Source organism: Bacillus sp. FSL K6-0268, assembly GCF_038005425.1.
GTDB classification, from domain to species: domain Bacteria; phylum Bacillota; class Bacilli; order Bacillales; family Bacillaceae_G; genus Bacillus_A; species Bacillus_A thuringiensis_S.
Genome location: NZ_JBBOTF010000001.1, coordinates 3485001 through 3500000 on the forward strand (window position 1 = coordinate 3485001; position 15000 = coordinate 3500000).

Below are 15000 nucleotides of genomic sequence, written 5' to 3' on the forward strand. Positions count from 1 at the left end.
TTATTGCTGCTGTACCCATGTTAATCGGGATATGAAAATCAAAATATGTCCCTACAACATTTACGATAAAAAGCAACGCTATGCCTAAAGTAACATGAAAAATCACCTTACCTATAAAACGCAATGGCTTAGAGGCAACACCAAAAACAAGAAAAATAAACACTAAAGTAAGAATGCCAACAATAATAATTGTAGAATTCATCTTTTCCTCCTTATGAATGACCTATACATCTATTTGTATGGGACAAGGCAATAAAAAAGAACAGTTATCATAAGCGACATCTCTTTCATATAAACAAAATGAAACAACACCTCAGCATTTTAACAAATAAAATAAAAAGGCCTGCTTAGAAAGCAGAACCCTTTACCATTGTTCCATTTTTACAGGACGACGCTTTGCTTCTTTCAACAAGAAGAAATATTTCGCCTCTGCTATCTTCAAAGAACAAATGACATCTTGAGATGGTTCTACACTTTGTTCAACCATTCTCTTCTGACGTAACCACTCATTCTTCACTTTTTCCAAAAGTACAATTAACTTATCATCATACTCTTTACGCAATTTACCCTTTTTTTGAAAGAACATTTTTGTTTCTCCTCTTATACTTCTCTGCGACCTTCTAACGCTTTCGATAGTGTCACTTCATCTGCATATTCTAAATCTCCACCAACTGGCAGACCATGTGCAATACGAGTTACTTTAATGCCTGTAGGTTTTAAGAGGCGGGAGATATACATCGCTGTAGCTTCCCCTTCAATATTAGGGTTTGTTGCTAATATTACTTCTTGTACCGTTTCATCATGTAGTCGCTTTAAGAGTTGCGGGATATTAATGTCTTCCGGTCCAATTCCCTCCATAGGAGAAATCGCACCACGTAACACATGATATACACCTTGATACTCTTTCATTTTTTCCATCGCGATTACATCTTTCGGTTCTTGCACGACACAAACAACTGATTGATCTCGATGCGAATCATTACAAATATAACAAGGATCACGATCAGTAATATGTCCACATACAGAACAATACGCTAAATCTCGCTTCGCATTTACAAGTGCTTTCGCAAAACCTAACACATCATCTTCTTTCATATCTAATACGAAAAATGCCAATCGAACCGCTGTTTTCGGTCCGATACCTGGCAACTTCATAAAACTATCGATTAGTTTTGATATTGGCTCTGGATAATGCATGTATCAATATCCCCCTAGAACATTCCACCTGGTAAGTTTAAGCCTTTTGTAAATTTACCCATTGTAGAGTTTGATAGCTCATCGGCCTTTTTAAGTGCATCATTTGTTGCAGCTAACACTAAGTCTTGTAACATTTCGATATCTTCTGGATCTACAACTTCCTCTTTAATCTTCACTTCAAGAATTTGCTTGTGACCATTTGCAATAACTGTAATCATTCCGCCGCCAGCTGTACCTTCAACTGTTTTTTCACCAAGCTCTTCTTGTGCTTTCGCCATGTCTTTTTGCATCTTTTGCATTTGTTTCATCATGTTATTCATATTTCCCATTCCGCCACGCATCATAATTAATTCCTCCTAATTATTATTACTCTTTTATTTCAATGAGTTCTTGTCCTACTAATTTCACTGCCTCTTCTATAAGAGGGTCTTCCTTTTTCTCCGGGCTTTCTTCAGACTCTCCACCTTCACGTTGTAAAAAGTCTTCACGGATTTTACCCCATTCACTTTTTGGAATGGCAATCATATTTAACCTTTTACTTAGCAATTCAAATAAAGCTTGTTCTACTGTATCCATAGCTTCTCGATTTTCGCTCGCCATCTTACAGTGAATCTCATATTGAAATGCTAAAACGTAAGTGTCATCTGAAGCTGCCACTGGTTCACTATTTTCTAGTAAAACAGCAAACGCTACTTTGTTATATGATTTGAGTCTTCCTAACAACTCACCCCATACAGCTTTTAATTGTTCTAAATCTTGACGCTTCGCTTGTTTTAATACTTCATTTACACGCCCGATAGGAATCTTCATACTTCCTGTTCGTACGGGTTTTGGTGTTGCACGTGTCTCTCTTACTTCCTGTTGTACACCAGCTGGCACACCGTTCTTTTTGACTTGCTCTAACTCTTTCTCCAATTGCTGCATCCTGTTCATAATTGCTTGCAAACGATCCGTACCGTTTGCTTGCATCATAAACTGTTGACACAACTGCACCATAACAACTTCTAAGAAAATACGCGGATGATTTGTCCACTTCATTTCCTGTTGTCCCTTACTAAGGGTATGAATAATCTCATAGATCACTTCCGGTTGCATTTCTTCACTCAACTTACGGAATTGATCATCTACAATTACTCGTTCCAACATATGTTCTAGTTGCGGTGAAGTTTGATATAAAAGCATATCACGATAATAGTAAATGAAATCCTCCATAAAACGAACTGGATCCTTCCCTTTACTCATCATTTCATCTATGATCTGTAATGCTCTTGATACATCATTTTCACGTATGCATTCTACTAAATTGCCTAAGTATTGCTGAGAAACAGATCCTGTTACCGCCAATACATCTTCTGTCGTAACAATCTCATCACTATAAGATATAGCCTGATCAATAAGACTAAGCGCGTCACGCATACCACCTTCAGCAGCACGTGCAACAATTTGTAATGCTTCATCTTCCACTTGCGTACCTTCATTCGTCACGACTGTTGATAATCTCTCAACAATATCATTCACTGATATTTTTCGGAATTCAAAACGCTGACAACGCGAAATAATTGTAGGCGGGATCTTATGAGGTTCTGTTGTCGCCAAAATAAAGATAACATGTCCTGGCGGCTCTTCTAAGGTTTTTAAAAGCGCATTGAATGCACCCATAGAAAGCATGTGAACTTCATCAATAATGTATACTTTATATTCTACAGCACTTGGAGCATATTTTACTTTATCTCTAATATCTCGAATTTCATCTACACCGTTATTTGAAGCCGCATCAATTTCTAATACATCTGAAATGGATCCTTGTGTAATTCCTAAACAAGAAGGACATTCATTACAAGGTTCAGCTACCGGAGCATGTTCACAGTTAATTGCTTTTGCAAATACTTTTGCAATTGTCGTTTTTCCTGTTCCCCTCGGACCAGAAAATAAATAAGCATGTGAAACTTTCTCTTGAAGAAGGGCATTTTGCAACGTTTTTGTCACGTGCTTTTGACCGACTACATCTTCGAACTTTTGCGGTCTCCATGTTCGGTATAACGCTTGGTATGACACGAAAATACGGCCTCCCTCAAAGGTTATTATCTCATTTATTATAACCCATTCTGTTTATAGATTCCAAAAGTTATTTTCTATACAAAAAACTCACCTTTGTATTAAGGTGAGTTTTGTATACATATATAACTGCCGTGCACCCTCCGTCGATTACGTACCATAAGCGTTACTCAAGCAGTTAGCTCGGTTCAGGCACTCCTGCGGCACACGAGAAGACCCGCTTATTGCTGCTTCCTTCCGGACCTGACAAGGTTCACGGGGTCCCGTTGCGCAGGACCCAAACGTCAACACCACTTACTTAAGGCAGACCTTACAGCAACATAACCTCGAGAGGGGATTCGGCCTCGCTAGAGCGGATTGCGAGTATAGGGCACCGCTACCTCCCCGCTTAGCACGGCAAAGTTAAAACCAATATTCGGTTGCCTTCATTAAAGGCATTATCAGTATAACTTGTTTCTTTATAAAATGCAAATACGTTAGTTCCCATTGCTTTTCTCTAATTTTTTTATCGCTTTTCTTTTTTTACGAAGCTCTCTAAAAAAGTTTGTTAACAACGTACCGCATTCTTCCTCAAGTACACCAGTTACTACTTCACATTGATGATTGAATCGTTCATCCGTTAAAAGATTCATCAATGTCCCTGCACATCCGCCCTTCGGATCACTTGCACCATATACAACTCGCTTCACTCGCGATAAAACAATTCCACCCGCACACATTGGACAAGGTTCTAATGTTACATACAATGTTGCATCTTCTAAACGCCATGTCCCTAATTTTTTACACGCCTCATCTATCGCTAGCAACTCAGCATGAGCTATTGATCTTTGCTCAGTTTCCCTTAAATTATGAGCAACACTAATTACCTCACCATCTAACACTATAACTGCTCCAATTGGTACTTCCTGTATTTCCTCCGCCTTTTTAGCTTCTTCTATCGCTAATTGCATAAAATAAATATCTCGATCTTGTTCCATAACATAGTCCTTTCATTACAAATAAAGTACACTTATTTCCATTTACTGCACAGGGGATAACTTTTACAAATTCAATCCACCCTAAAAGAAAAAGAGAGGGATTACATATGAAAAATACCGCCTTGCTCATTATCGATATGATTAATGATTTTCAATTTTCCCACGGACCCATTCTAGCTCAAAAATGCGAAACTATAACAAACCCTATTTTACAATTAAAGAAAAAAATGAAATCCTTCGGCTATCCTATAATTTACGTTAATGACCATTATCAACTTTGGAGATCTGATATCGACCAACTTATTACTCATTGTACAAATAAATATAGTGAAAATATAATTCATAAGATTGCTCCAAGTTCTGATGATTACATTTTTATTAAACCACATTATTCCGCTTTTTATGAAACACCTTTAAATTCATTACTAGGTTATTTAAAAATAGAAAATCTAATATTAACAGGAGTTGCCGGGAATATATGCATCCTATTTACAGCTAATGATGCTCATATGAGAAATTATAAATTGTATGTACCACAGGATTGTATCGCCTCTAACAACGACCAAGATAATATACATGCTTTAAAAATAATGGAAACTACATTGAAAGCAAATATAACATCGTCATCCAAAATAAAATTTAATTAATACATATATCTATTTTCTAACTTTTTATATCAAATTAACCCACTCGCTTCCCTCTTGTGCTACAATAATTCTGTTTTGTGTTTTTAGTAGTCACGGTAAATCACTGATTGAAAGGAGGAAACAGCGTGACCGGAGTACCATTTATCACGGTTGAAGGACCAATTGGTGTTGGAAAAACTTCACTTGCGAAGGAAATTTCAACTCACATGCAACTCCACTTACTAAAAGAGATTGTTGATGAAAATCCCTTTTTAGGAAAGTTTTATGAAGACATCGACGAATGGAGTTTTCAAACAGAGATGTTCTTTCTTTGTAATAGATACAAACAATTAGAAGATATTAACATAAAGTATTTGAATCAAAGGAAACCAGTAGTAGCAGATTACCATATCTTTAAAAATTTAATTTTTGCATCCCGCACATTAAAAGACTCTCAATATGACAAGTACATGCAAATTTATCGTATCCTTACACAAGATATGCCTGTGCCAAATGTCATTGTTTATTTAACAGCTAGCCTAGAAACATTGCAAAAACGAATCGCCTTGCGCGGAAGAGAATTTGAAAAAAACATGGATCCAAATTACTTACTACAGCTCACAAAAGATTATGAAACAGCAATGGATACTTTTAGAAAAGATCATCCGGAGATACCAGTATTGAAATTTAATGGAGACGATATGGATTTTGTAAAAAATCCTGATGATTTAAACGTCATCCTATCTGCCCTTCAAAATACTCTCTTAAAGGAGTCGAAATAATAATGAATTTAAGGCAAAAATATGATATACCCAATGATGCAGTAATCACTATCGCCGGAACGGTAGGTGTGGGTAAATCAACTATGACAACTGCATTAGCTAATGCTTTAGGTTATCGCACATCATTTGAAAAAGTAGATTCCAATCCATATTTGGACAAATTCTATGCGGACTTCACTCGCTGGAGCTTCCACCTACAAGTGTACTTTTTAGCAGAACGATTTAAGGGACAAAAAAGAATTTTTGAATATGGTGGCGGTTTTGTTCAAGATCGTTCCATTTACGAAGACACTGGAATTTTCGCAAAGATGCATCATGAAAAAGGTACAATGACGGAAACTGATTATGAAACATACAAAGGTTTATTTGACGCTATGGTCATGACTCCTTACTTCCCTCATCCAGACTTATTAATTTACTTAGAAGGTTCTTTCGATGATATTGTCGATCGCATTCAAGAACGTGGGCGCCCAATGGAACAGCAAACACCAATTGAGTACTGGAAAGAAATGCATGGACGTTATGAAAACTGGATTAACAACTTTAATTCATGTCCTGTATTACGCTTAAATATTAATGAGTACGATATTTTAAAAGATGGTGATTCAATCGAACCAATCATTAAAAAAATTGGCCATTTTTTAAAACAAACACGTAAACTTGTAAAATAAAAAACCCGTGCATATGCACGGGTTTTCCTATTAAATTACTTCTTCTTTGTTGGAGCAATAATTTCACTCTCAGGTTTTCCTGCGTTAATACGCTGACGAACAGTACTTGTACTAATATCGTATGCTTCAGCAATCTCTTTAACAGTCATTTCTTTCCCGTTAATTACTGCCGTTAATACTTTACCTGTACGTTTTGGAGCTGCCTCTTTCTTTACAGCTGGTTTTTCAACCTTTTTTGGTGCCTCTACTTTTGTCTCAGCTTGCTTTACATCACAAGTGCAACCACAAAGTTTACGGAATGTATCATCGCTTATAATGCGTGACACATTTGCACCACTGTTTAAAATTCTATTGTTCTTACAGACAGGACATTGTACATAATATAAAGTTTTTCCATCTAAAGGAAACGTTTGTATAATAAGATCCATGTTGACTCCTTTCATATCTATGAAGATAATCATCGGAATATGAGTGTGTAATAAGGACAAAATTACCTTACACCATACTTTATGATTGGTTTTAAAATAAAAACTCGTTACGTGTTGGTAACGAGTTCTCCAATCTCCACTTATATGCGCTGTTGTCAATTATATCTGGAGGAGGTAGAGGGATTCGAACCCCCGCGCGACTCTCGCCGCCTGTCGGTTTTCAAGACCGATCCCTTCAGCCAGACTTGGGTATACCTCCATATTGACATCAAATATAATATCAAAAGAAAAACAGTTAGTCAACCCTACTAAAATAAATTATGAGGAAAGGAAAATTTTACTTTCCCCTTCCTACATTACAGTACTGACAACGCTCATAATTACCAATCACTCATACCGATGAATGTTTAAATTTACTTAATAACTGTTTTTCCTCCCATATAAGGGCGAAGAACTTCTGGAATTATAATTGTACCATCTTCTTGTTGGTAGTTTTCTAAAATAGCTGCAACCGTACGTCCAATTGCAAGACCAGATCCATTTAATGTATGGACATGTTCTGGTTTTCCATTTGGCTCACGGCGGAAACGGATATTTGCACGTCTCGCTTGGAAAGCTTCAAAATTACTACAAGAAGAAATTTCACGATATGTGCCATAGCTTGGAATCCATACTTCAATATCGTATTTCTTCGCTGCTGTAAATCCTAAATCGCCTGTGCACATGCTCATAACGCGATATGGCAACTCTAATAATTGTAACACGCGTTCTGCATCATTTGTTAATTTTTCTAACTCTTCATAAGAATCTTCTGGTTTTACGAACTTCACAAGCTCTACTTTATTGAACTGATGCTGGCGAATTAAACCGCGTGTATCGCGACCAGCTGAACCTGCTTCAGAGCGGAAGCAAGAGCTAAATGCAGCATATCTTATAGGCAATTGCTCTTTATTTAAAATCTCATCACGATGCATATTCGTTACAGGTACTTCAGCTGTTGGAATTAAGAAATAATCTTCACTTTCAATACGGAATGCATCTTCTTCAAACTTTGGAAGTTGTCCTGTTCCTGTCATACTTGCACGGTTTACCATATATGGAGGTAATACTTCTTCATATCCATGCTCATCAGTATGAAGATCAAGCATAAAGCTAATTAAAGCACGCTCTAATCTTGCACCAGCACCTTTGTAAAATACGAAGCGGCTTCCTGTTACTTTCCCAGCGCGTTCAAAATCTAAAATTCCTAAATCAGTAGCAAGATCCCAATGTGGTTTTGGTTCAAAAGTAAATTCTTTCACTTCTCCCCAAGTACGCGCTACTACATTATCATCCTCTGTTTCACCGACTGGAGCAGACTCATGAGGGATATTTGGAATAGATAACATTAATCTTTCTAAGTCTTCTTCAACTGTGCGAAGTTCGTTATCAAAATCCTTTACTTTTTCTCCAACCTCACGCATTTCTAAAATTAGAGCTTCTGCATCTTTCTTTTCGCGCTTTAATACAGAGATTTGTTGAGACACTTCATTACGTTTACTTTTTAATTCTTCTGTCTGAACAAGTAGTTCTCTTCTTCTCGTATCAAGTTCTTCAAAACGTCCGAAATCAGTTAGATCTTCACCTCTATGCTGTAATTTCGCTTTTACTTCTTCAAAGTTTGTACGTAAAAATTTAATATCAAGCATTATATACTCCTCCTTTTATTTTATAAAACACAAAAAACTCCCGTCCCTATATAAAGGGACGGGAGTTAACCCGCGTTGCCACCCTAGTTGAAAGCATTACCGCTTTCCTCTCAAGTAGAAATAACGGCTCTTCACCGGGAATGCTTACTAATCCAAAAGATGTTCCACATTCCATTCCAGGATGGATTCACAAACTGTTTCTATCGATTTCCACCAACCATCGACTCTCTATAAGAAACAACATTTGTTACTATTTCCTATCAACACGCTTATTTTATAAAATTGTTACCATCAATTTACTATAATCTTATACAAGTTGCAAGTTACTTATACAACTTTTTTCATTTTCGCTTCTTTTACCATTTCAACAAAGTATGCTGTGACACGATGATCATCTGTTAATTCCGGATGGAATGAAGCAGCTAAAAACTGATCTTGTCTTACCGCTACCATTCGGTCACCATGCTTAGAAAGCACTTCAACATTATCAGCTACTTCTACAACATACGGCGCACGGATAAATACACCAACGAAGTCTTCACCCACGCCTTCAATTGAAAGCGCAGCTTCAAAACTATCCTTTTGGCGTCCGAACGCATTGCGCTCAACTGTAATATCCATAGCACCAATATGTGCTTCTTCATAGCCAATAAGTGTTTTCGCAAGAAGAATCATCCCTGCACATGTACCAAACATTGGTTTACCAGACTTTGCAAATGTGCGAAGTGGTTCCATGAAAGCATACTTATCAATAAGACGGCGCATTGTTGTACTTTCACCGCCTGGTAAAATAAGACCATCAATCTCTTCAAGTTGCTCTATACGCTTTACAACAACAGCTTCGGCACCACTTGCTTCAACTGATTTTACATGTTCACGAACTGCACCTTGAAGACCTAGTACACCGATTTTCACCATTTTAAAGTTCTCCTTTAATTACCATCCACGCTCTTGCATGCGTTGTTCTGGTAATAACGTTGAAATTTCGATACCTTTCATTGCATTACCTAACCCTTTAGAAAGGCTTGCAATTAGTTCGTAATCTTCATAATGAGTCGTTGCTTCAACGATTGCACGTGCAAATCTCTCTGGGTTTTCTGATTTGAAGATACCAGATCCAACAAATACCCCATCAGCACCAAGTTGCATCATTAATGCAGCATCTGCTGGTGTTGCTACACCACCTGCCGCAAAGTTTACAACTGGTAAGCGACCAAGACGTTTAATTTCAAGTAATACTTCGTAAGGAGCACCAGTATTTTTTGCATATGTCATTAACTCATCTTCACGTAGACTCGCAACTTGACGGATTTCTGCATTGACTTGGCGCATATGACGCACTGCCTCTACAATGTTTCCTGTTCCTGGTTCACCTTTTGTACGAAGCATAGATGCACCTTCTGCAATACGACGTGCAGCTTCTCCGATATCACGGCAACCACATACAAATGGAACTGTGTAATCACGTTTATTTAAATGGTATACTTCATCAGCAGGAGTTAATACTTCACTCTCATCGATATAGTCTACCCCTAATGATTCTAATACACGTGCTTCTACAAGGTGACCGATACGGCATTTTGCCATAACCGGAATTGACACTGCACCCATAACTTCTTCAACGATTGTTGGGTCTGCCATACGAGAAACGCCACCTGCTGCACGAATGTCTGCTGGTACACGCTCTAATGCCATAACGGCAACTGCGCCTGCCTCTTCTGCAATTTTTGCTTGTTCAGCGTTAATTACGTCCATAATAACGCCGCCTTTTTGCATTTCTGCCATTCCACGTTTTACACGCTCTGTCCCTGTTACATTTGTCATGTACAAAAACCCCCCTAGGTGAATTGCTTTCCCCCGTTAAAGGCGAAAATTAAGAATACTCTTACATTCTACCACTAACTATCAGATGCTTGTCTACTACTTTTTCATAAAGTCGGTATGAAAAATAGGAATAAAAAAAAAGCCCCTACCATGAGGAGCTTTTAAAACCAACCTTTTACTGTATCAACAGCACTATTCCACATACCACTAAAGAATGAACCAATTCCGCGCATAGCACGAGTAAACCAGTTTGCTTCTTCTACTTCAGATGTTGTTACAAGATCCACTTGCAACGACTTACCAGTTAAAAATCCAGGGTCGTTTGTATCTTTTGGCGTAATTACCATTTGACCAAGCGCAGCTCCCTTTTTAATAGGTGCTTCTTGTCCCTTACTTGATTCTTTTAATTCTGTTTTATAAACATCTTTACTTCCTTTTGGCACTGGAAGTGAAATAGCTTGTTTCGTTTGAACTGCTACATCTTTATCTTTCGCATTTTCTACTCTTACTGTTTCTTGTCCTTTTACTGAAGAACCTTTTTTATACATTTGTTTCACTTCAAAGTTAGCAAATCCATAATCATATAGCTTCTTTGTTTCATCAAAACGTGCTGTATGAGAACTTGTTTTAATAACTACAGAAATAAAACGCATACCGTTTCTTTCAACCGTACCAGTGAAGCAATCTCCTGCTTCTGGAGTTGAGCCTGTTTTCAGACCATCTACGCCATCATATTCTTTAACTAAGCCCTTTAACATCCAGTTCCAGTTTGACATTGCAAACTTCTCTTTTTCTGGACGGAATTCTTTTTTAGGAATTTTTGCTGTATCTAACACTTTTGGATAATCTTTAATTAAATGTTGTGCTAAAGTTGCAACATCCTTTGCAGACATTTTATTTTCTTCATCCGCTGTTGTTCCTTCAGGATGCATTCCCTTTAAATCTTTATTCGTTAAACCTGTAGAATTGACAAATTTATAATTTTTCAATCCTAGTTCTTTCGATTTATCATTCATCATTTTTACGAAATCTACTTCTTTACCTGCAATTGCTTCTGCTAATGCAATTGTTGCACCATTTGCAGAAAAGATTGCCATTGCCTCATATAACTCTTTTACTGTATAAGAGCCACCATTTTCTAACGCAACATTTGATAATGAAGCATCTTGTGAAACCTTATATGCATATTCAGAAACCTTAATTTTCTGGTCCCACTTAAGTTTTCCTTTATCCACTGCTTCATGAACTAAATATTCACTCATCATCTTTGTCATACTAGCAATGGATAATAATTCATCTGCATTCTTTTGATATACAATTTTCCCAGAATTCGCTTCTACTAAAATTGCCGCACCTGCTTCAATGTTTAAAGCGGCTCCTGTTTCAGCTGATGCATTGCTATATGGCATAAAAATGCTACAAGCTAGTGTAATCACTGTTACCAAAGCAATGAATCTTTTGCAAAACATACCTTTCACTTTTGTTACCCCCAATATCTATGTACTCACATAACCGTTATTCTAACATAATCAAAAAAAAATAGACAGAGATATCAAATCTCTGTCTATTTGTATATAAGACATTATAATGAGTAGTTTGGAGCCTCTTTTGTAATTTGTACGTGATGAGGATGGCTTTCACGTAAGCCAGCACCTGACATACGAATGAATTGTGCATTCTCGCGTAAGAATTCTAAATCCTGTGCCCCGCAATATCCCATACCCGCACGTAAGCCACCAACTAATTGGTGAACTGTATCTGCTAAAGGTCCTTTATATGGCACTCGTCCTTCGATACCTTCTGGGACAAGTTTTTTATTTCCTTCTTGGAAGTAACGATCTTTACTTCCTTTTTCCATCGCACCGACAGAACCCATACCACGATACACTTTAAATTGACGACCTTGGTAAATTTCAGTTTCTCCAGGACTTTCGGCAACACCAGCAAACATACTACCTAGCATAACAACATGTGCTCCTGCTGCTAAAGCTTTCACCATATCACCAGAGTACTTAACACCGCCATCAGCGATAACTGGAATACCGTGTTTACGAGCTTCGGTTGCACAATCATAAACTGCTGTTAATTGTGGTACACCAACACCAGCTACAACGCGTGTTGTACAAATAGAACCTGGTCCAATACCAACTTTAACTACGTTTGCACCAGCTTCAATTAATGCTTTCGTTGCTTCAGCTGTAGCAACATTTCCAGCGATGATATTTAATGATGGATATTTAGTACGAACTTCTTTTACCTTATCAATAACACCTTTAGAATGCCCATGGGCTGTATCAAGTACAATTGCATCTACACTAGCTTTTACTAATGCATCTATACGAAGCATAGCATCAGCTGTTACACCAACTGCTGCTCCAACTAATAAGCGTCCTTGCTTATCCTTAGCAGAGTTTGGAAATTCAATTACTTTTTCAATATCTTTTATTGTAATAAGCCCTTGTAATACACCGTTATTATCAACAAGAGGGAGTTTTTCAATTTTATACTTTTGTAGGATCTTTTCAGCTTCTTCCAGTGTAGTACCAACTGGAGCTGTAATTAACTGTTCTTTTGTCATTACGTCAGAAATTTTGATTGAGTAGTCTTGGATGAAACGCATATCACGGTTTGTAATAATACCAACTAATTTTCGCTCATCTAAATTATTTACAACCGGTACACCTGAGATACGATATTTTCCCATAAGATGTTCTGCATCATATACTTGATGTTCTGGAGTTAAGAAGAAAGGATCTGAAATAACGCCGCTTTCAGAGCGCTTTACTTTATCAACTTGCTCTGCTTGTTGCTCAATAGACATATTCTTATGAATAATTCCTAAACCACCTTGGCGAGCCATTGCAATAGCCATGTCAGCTTCTGTTACTGTATCCATTCCTGCACTAATTAACGGGATGTTTAGCTGTAAGCTTTCAGATAAAACTGTTTTAACACTTACTTCTCTTGGTAATATATCTGACCTAGCTGGTACAAGTAATACATCATCAAAAGTCAAACCTTCTTTAACAAATTTAGATTCCCACATAATTGTTCCCCCTATGATACCAGAAATTATTATTAGTAGCTTATCAATTGGTTAAAATACTGTCAAGGACGTATATATATGTTAGAATTTTTAGACAATAAAAGGAGCGTAATATATGCATCAAACATCTTATACTTGGCAGCAGTTAAGTTTCTTTTTTTCATCTCAAAATGTACAACGTTATCTTGCCCGTTGTTATGAAAAATCCTCTATTCAGGATGCCGAAAAAAAAAGTTTTGAAAATTGTTATCCCTTTATTTATTACCTAGAACACGGGAAAAATTATTATGAATTATATAAGAAAGCTCCATTTTCTATTCAACCAATGTTGTTATTTTATGGAATTAGTCAACTTTTTAAAGCATGTCTACTAACCATTGATCCTAACTATCCTGAATCCACTACTGTTTTAGCTCATGGCGTTACAACTCGCAAACGAAAAAAACAAGGGTATCAATTTTTAGAAGATGAGGTGAAGATACAAAAAAACGGATTGTTTACTCATGTTGCAGAACAACTGTTTCACATGAAACACTTAGAAGCAGAAAAATTTAACATGCTAGAACTAATGGGAAATATTCCAGAATTACAAAATTTGTTTCGCTATAGTCAAAAAGGATCAACTTTATATAAAATCGATTCAACAATTAAAAATGAGCTCTCCTTTTCAGTCAACCTACTAGATCGATTACATATGACTAAAGAGAGATTTTCTCGCTACATTGAAACATCTTGTAAGCATTTATCAATGCGATACGTACCTGAGAAAACTAATGAATCGAATTTACTTTTTACGGCGCCCATTCAATCATGGAATCCTATGTACAGTACTCCTTTATACTATGAACATCTTACTAATACTTATTATTTACCACTTACGACTGATCCTAGAAATCCTAAGCCAGTATTACCTGAACTCCTTGTTCATTATTTATTGCTCTATAATTTAAGCATGATTTCTAGGTATGAAACAGATTGGTGGTATGACTTACTTGGAAGCTATGGCTCTGAAGATTATCCATTTATTTATCAATTTCTTAATATTTCTGCTCAAAAAATCCCTTACTATATTTCATCATTTTTACTAACAGAACCTAACCTATTTCATGGGAAATAAAAAAACACAAGTCAAAAGACTTGTGTTTTTAGTTGCTTGGCGACGTCCTACTCTCACAGGGACAAGGTCCCAACTACCATCGGCGCTAGAGAGCTTAACTTCCGTGTTCGGTATGGGAACGGGTGTGACCTCTCTGCCATCATCACCAAACTATTGAAGGCATATTCCTTCAAAACTAGATAACATTGCTACATATTATATGGTTAAGTCCTCGATCTATTAGTATTCGTCAGCTCCACATGTCACCATGCTTCCACCTCGAACCTATCAACCTGATCATCTTTCAGGGATCTTACTAGCTTACGCTATGGGAAATCTCATCTTGAGGGGGGCTTCATGCTTAGATGCTTTCAGCACTTATCCCTTCCGCACATAGCTACCCAGCTATGCCCTTGGCAGAACAACTGGTACACCAGCGGTGCGTCCATCCCGGTCCTCTCGTACTAAGGACAGCTCCTCTCAAATTTCCTACGCCCACGACGGATAGGGACCGAACTGTCTCACGACGTTCTGAACCCAGCTCGCGTACCGCTTTAATGGGCGAACAGCCCAACCCTTGGGACCGACTACAGCCCCAGGATGCGATGAG

At 37.4% G+C, this 15000-nt stretch carries 16 protein-coding genes, 1 tRNA gene, 2 rRNA genes, 1 other RNA gene and 1 other annotated feature (2 of these 21 running past the window's edge); of the genes, 4 read left to right on the top strand and 16 right to left on the bottom strand.

The features are described 5' to 3' along the window. The 7 genes from MHI28_RS17990 to tadA all read right to left on the bottom strand — a co-directional run. Positions 1-202, bottom strand: the 5' portion of a protein-coding gene (locus MHI28_RS17990) for a pro-sigmaK processing inhibitor BofA family protein (RefSeq protein ID WP_001089273.1). Its footprint begins 68 nt before the window's first position; only the first 202 of its 270 coding nucleotides appear in the window; it begins with the start codon at positions 200-202; the stop codon falls past the left edge of the window. A gap of 162 nt (positions 203-364) precedes the next feature. Continuing rightward, positions 365-586: a YaaL family protein gene (locus MHI28_RS17995; protein ID WP_000466019.1), complete on the bottom strand. Its 222-nt coding sequence runs from the start codon at positions 584-586 to the stop codon at positions 365-367. Between the two features lie 14 nt (positions 587-600). Beyond that, on the bottom strand, positions 601-1197 hold the full coding sequence (recR, locus tag MHI28_RS18000; protein ID WP_000559169.1) for a recombination protein RecR: 597 nt from the start codon (positions 1195-1197) through the stop codon (positions 601-603). Between the two features lie 14 nt (positions 1198-1211). Continuing rightward, positions 1212-1538 carry a YbaB/EbfC family nucleoid-associated protein gene (locus tag MHI28_RS18005; protein ID WP_014894853.1) on the bottom strand — a complete coding sequence of 109 codons (327 nt, stop codon included), beginning with the start codon at positions 1536-1538 and terminating at the stop codon, positions 1212-1214. Positions 1539-1563: 25 nt separating this feature from the next. Then, the gene (gene dnaX, locus MHI28_RS18010) at positions 1564-3252 is read right to left on the bottom strand and encodes a DNA polymerase III subunit gamma/tau (RefSeq protein ID WP_000121560.1); all 1689 of its coding nucleotides are present in this window, start codon (positions 3250-3252) and stop codon (positions 1564-1566) included. Between the two features lie 132 nt (positions 3253-3384). Further along, positions 3385-3649, bottom strand: an RNA gene (ffs, locus tag MHI28_RS18015) — signal recognition particle sRNA large type. Between the two features lie 79 nt (positions 3650-3728). After that, positions 3729-4229, bottom strand: coding sequence for a tRNA adenosine(34) deaminase TadA (gene tadA / locus MHI28_RS18020; protein WP_000434339.1), 501 nt, complete (start codon positions 4227-4229; stop codon positions 3729-3731). Positions 4230-4336: 107 nt separating this feature from the next. Between tadA and MHI28_RS18025 the strand changes: the two genes are divergently transcribed. The 3 genes from MHI28_RS18025 (at position 4337) to MHI28_RS18035 (ending at position 6308) form a co-directional block, all read left to right on the top strand. Beyond that, positions 4337-4876, top strand: a complete 540-nt coding sequence (locus MHI28_RS18025) for an isochorismatase family cysteine hydrolase (RefSeq protein ID WP_000798738.1) — start codon at positions 4337-4339, stop codon at positions 4874-4876. A 125-nt stretch (positions 4877-5001) separates the two neighbouring features. Beyond that, positions 5002-5637, top strand: a complete 636-nt coding sequence (locus MHI28_RS18030) for a deoxynucleoside kinase (RefSeq protein ID WP_000148217.1) — start codon at positions 5002-5004, stop codon at positions 5635-5637. Positions 5638-5639: 2 nt separating this feature from the next. Further along, positions 5640-6308 carry a deoxynucleoside kinase gene (locus MHI28_RS18035; protein WP_340828135.1) on the top strand — a complete coding sequence of 223 codons (669 nt, stop codon included), beginning with the start codon at positions 5640-5642 and terminating at the stop codon, positions 6306-6308. Between the two features lie 35 nt (positions 6309-6343). Here the strand turns inward: MHI28_RS18035 and MHI28_RS18040 are convergent, their stop codons facing one another. The 7 genes from MHI28_RS18040 to guaB all read right to left on the bottom strand — a co-directional run bounded on the left by MHI28_RS18040 (position 6344) and on the right by guaB (position 13294). Beyond that, the gene (locus MHI28_RS18040; RefSeq protein WP_000364195.1) at positions 6344-6736 is read right to left on the bottom strand and encodes a DUF3797 domain-containing protein; all 393 of its coding nucleotides are present in this window, start codon (positions 6734-6736) and stop codon (positions 6344-6346) included. A 166-nt stretch (positions 6737-6902) separates the two neighbouring features. Continuing rightward, positions 6903-6995, bottom strand: a tRNA-Ser gene (locus tag MHI28_RS18045). 154 nt (positions 6996-7149) lie between these two features. Beyond that, positions 7150-8424, bottom strand: coding sequence for a serine--tRNA ligase (gene serS, locus MHI28_RS18050; RefSeq protein ID WP_000884174.1), 1275 nt, complete (start codon positions 8422-8424; stop codon positions 7150-7152). A gap of 51 nt (positions 8425-8475) precedes the next feature. Continuing rightward, positions 8476-8697: a binding site (T-box leader), on the bottom strand. Positions 8698-8751: 54 nt separating this feature from the next. Then, complete coding sequence (pdxT, locus tag MHI28_RS18055; protein WP_000238785.1) at positions 8752-9342, bottom strand: pyridoxal 5'-phosphate synthase glutaminase subunit PdxT; 591 nt, start codon at positions 9340-9342, stop codon at positions 8752-8754. Positions 9343-9360: 18 nt separating this feature from the next. After that, positions 9361-10248: a pyridoxal 5'-phosphate synthase lyase subunit PdxS gene (pdxS, locus tag MHI28_RS18060; RefSeq protein WP_000186158.1), complete on the bottom strand. Its 888-nt coding sequence runs from the start codon at positions 10246-10248 to the stop codon at positions 9361-9363. 161 nt (positions 10249-10409) lie between these two features. Further along, the gene (gene dacA, locus MHI28_RS18065) at positions 10410-11717 is read right to left on the bottom strand and encodes a D-alanyl-D-alanine carboxypeptidase DacA (protein WP_127057751.1); all 1308 of its coding nucleotides are present in this window, start codon (positions 11715-11717) and stop codon (positions 10410-10412) included. Positions 11718-11830: 113 nt separating this feature from the next. Beyond that, positions 11831-13294, bottom strand: a complete 1464-nt coding sequence (gene guaB, locus MHI28_RS18070) for an IMP dehydrogenase (RefSeq protein ID WP_000264090.1) — start codon at positions 13292-13294, stop codon at positions 11831-11833. 115 nt (positions 13295-13409) lie between these two features. On the opposite strand from guaB, the gene MHI28_RS18075 reads away from it, so the two are divergent. Beyond that, complete coding sequence (locus MHI28_RS18075) at positions 13410-14411, top strand: YaaC family protein (RefSeq protein ID WP_000554298.1); 1002 nt, start codon at positions 13410-13412, stop codon at positions 14409-14411. Between the two features lie 34 nt (positions 14412-14445). Here MHI28_RS18075 and rrf read toward each other — a convergent pair. Beyond that, positions 14446-14561 (bottom strand): 5S ribosomal RNA (gene rrf / locus MHI28_RS18080). 49 nt (positions 14562-14610) lie between these two features. Beyond that, positions 14611-15000 (bottom strand): 23S ribosomal RNA (locus tag MHI28_RS18085) (it continues 2532 nt past the right edge of the window).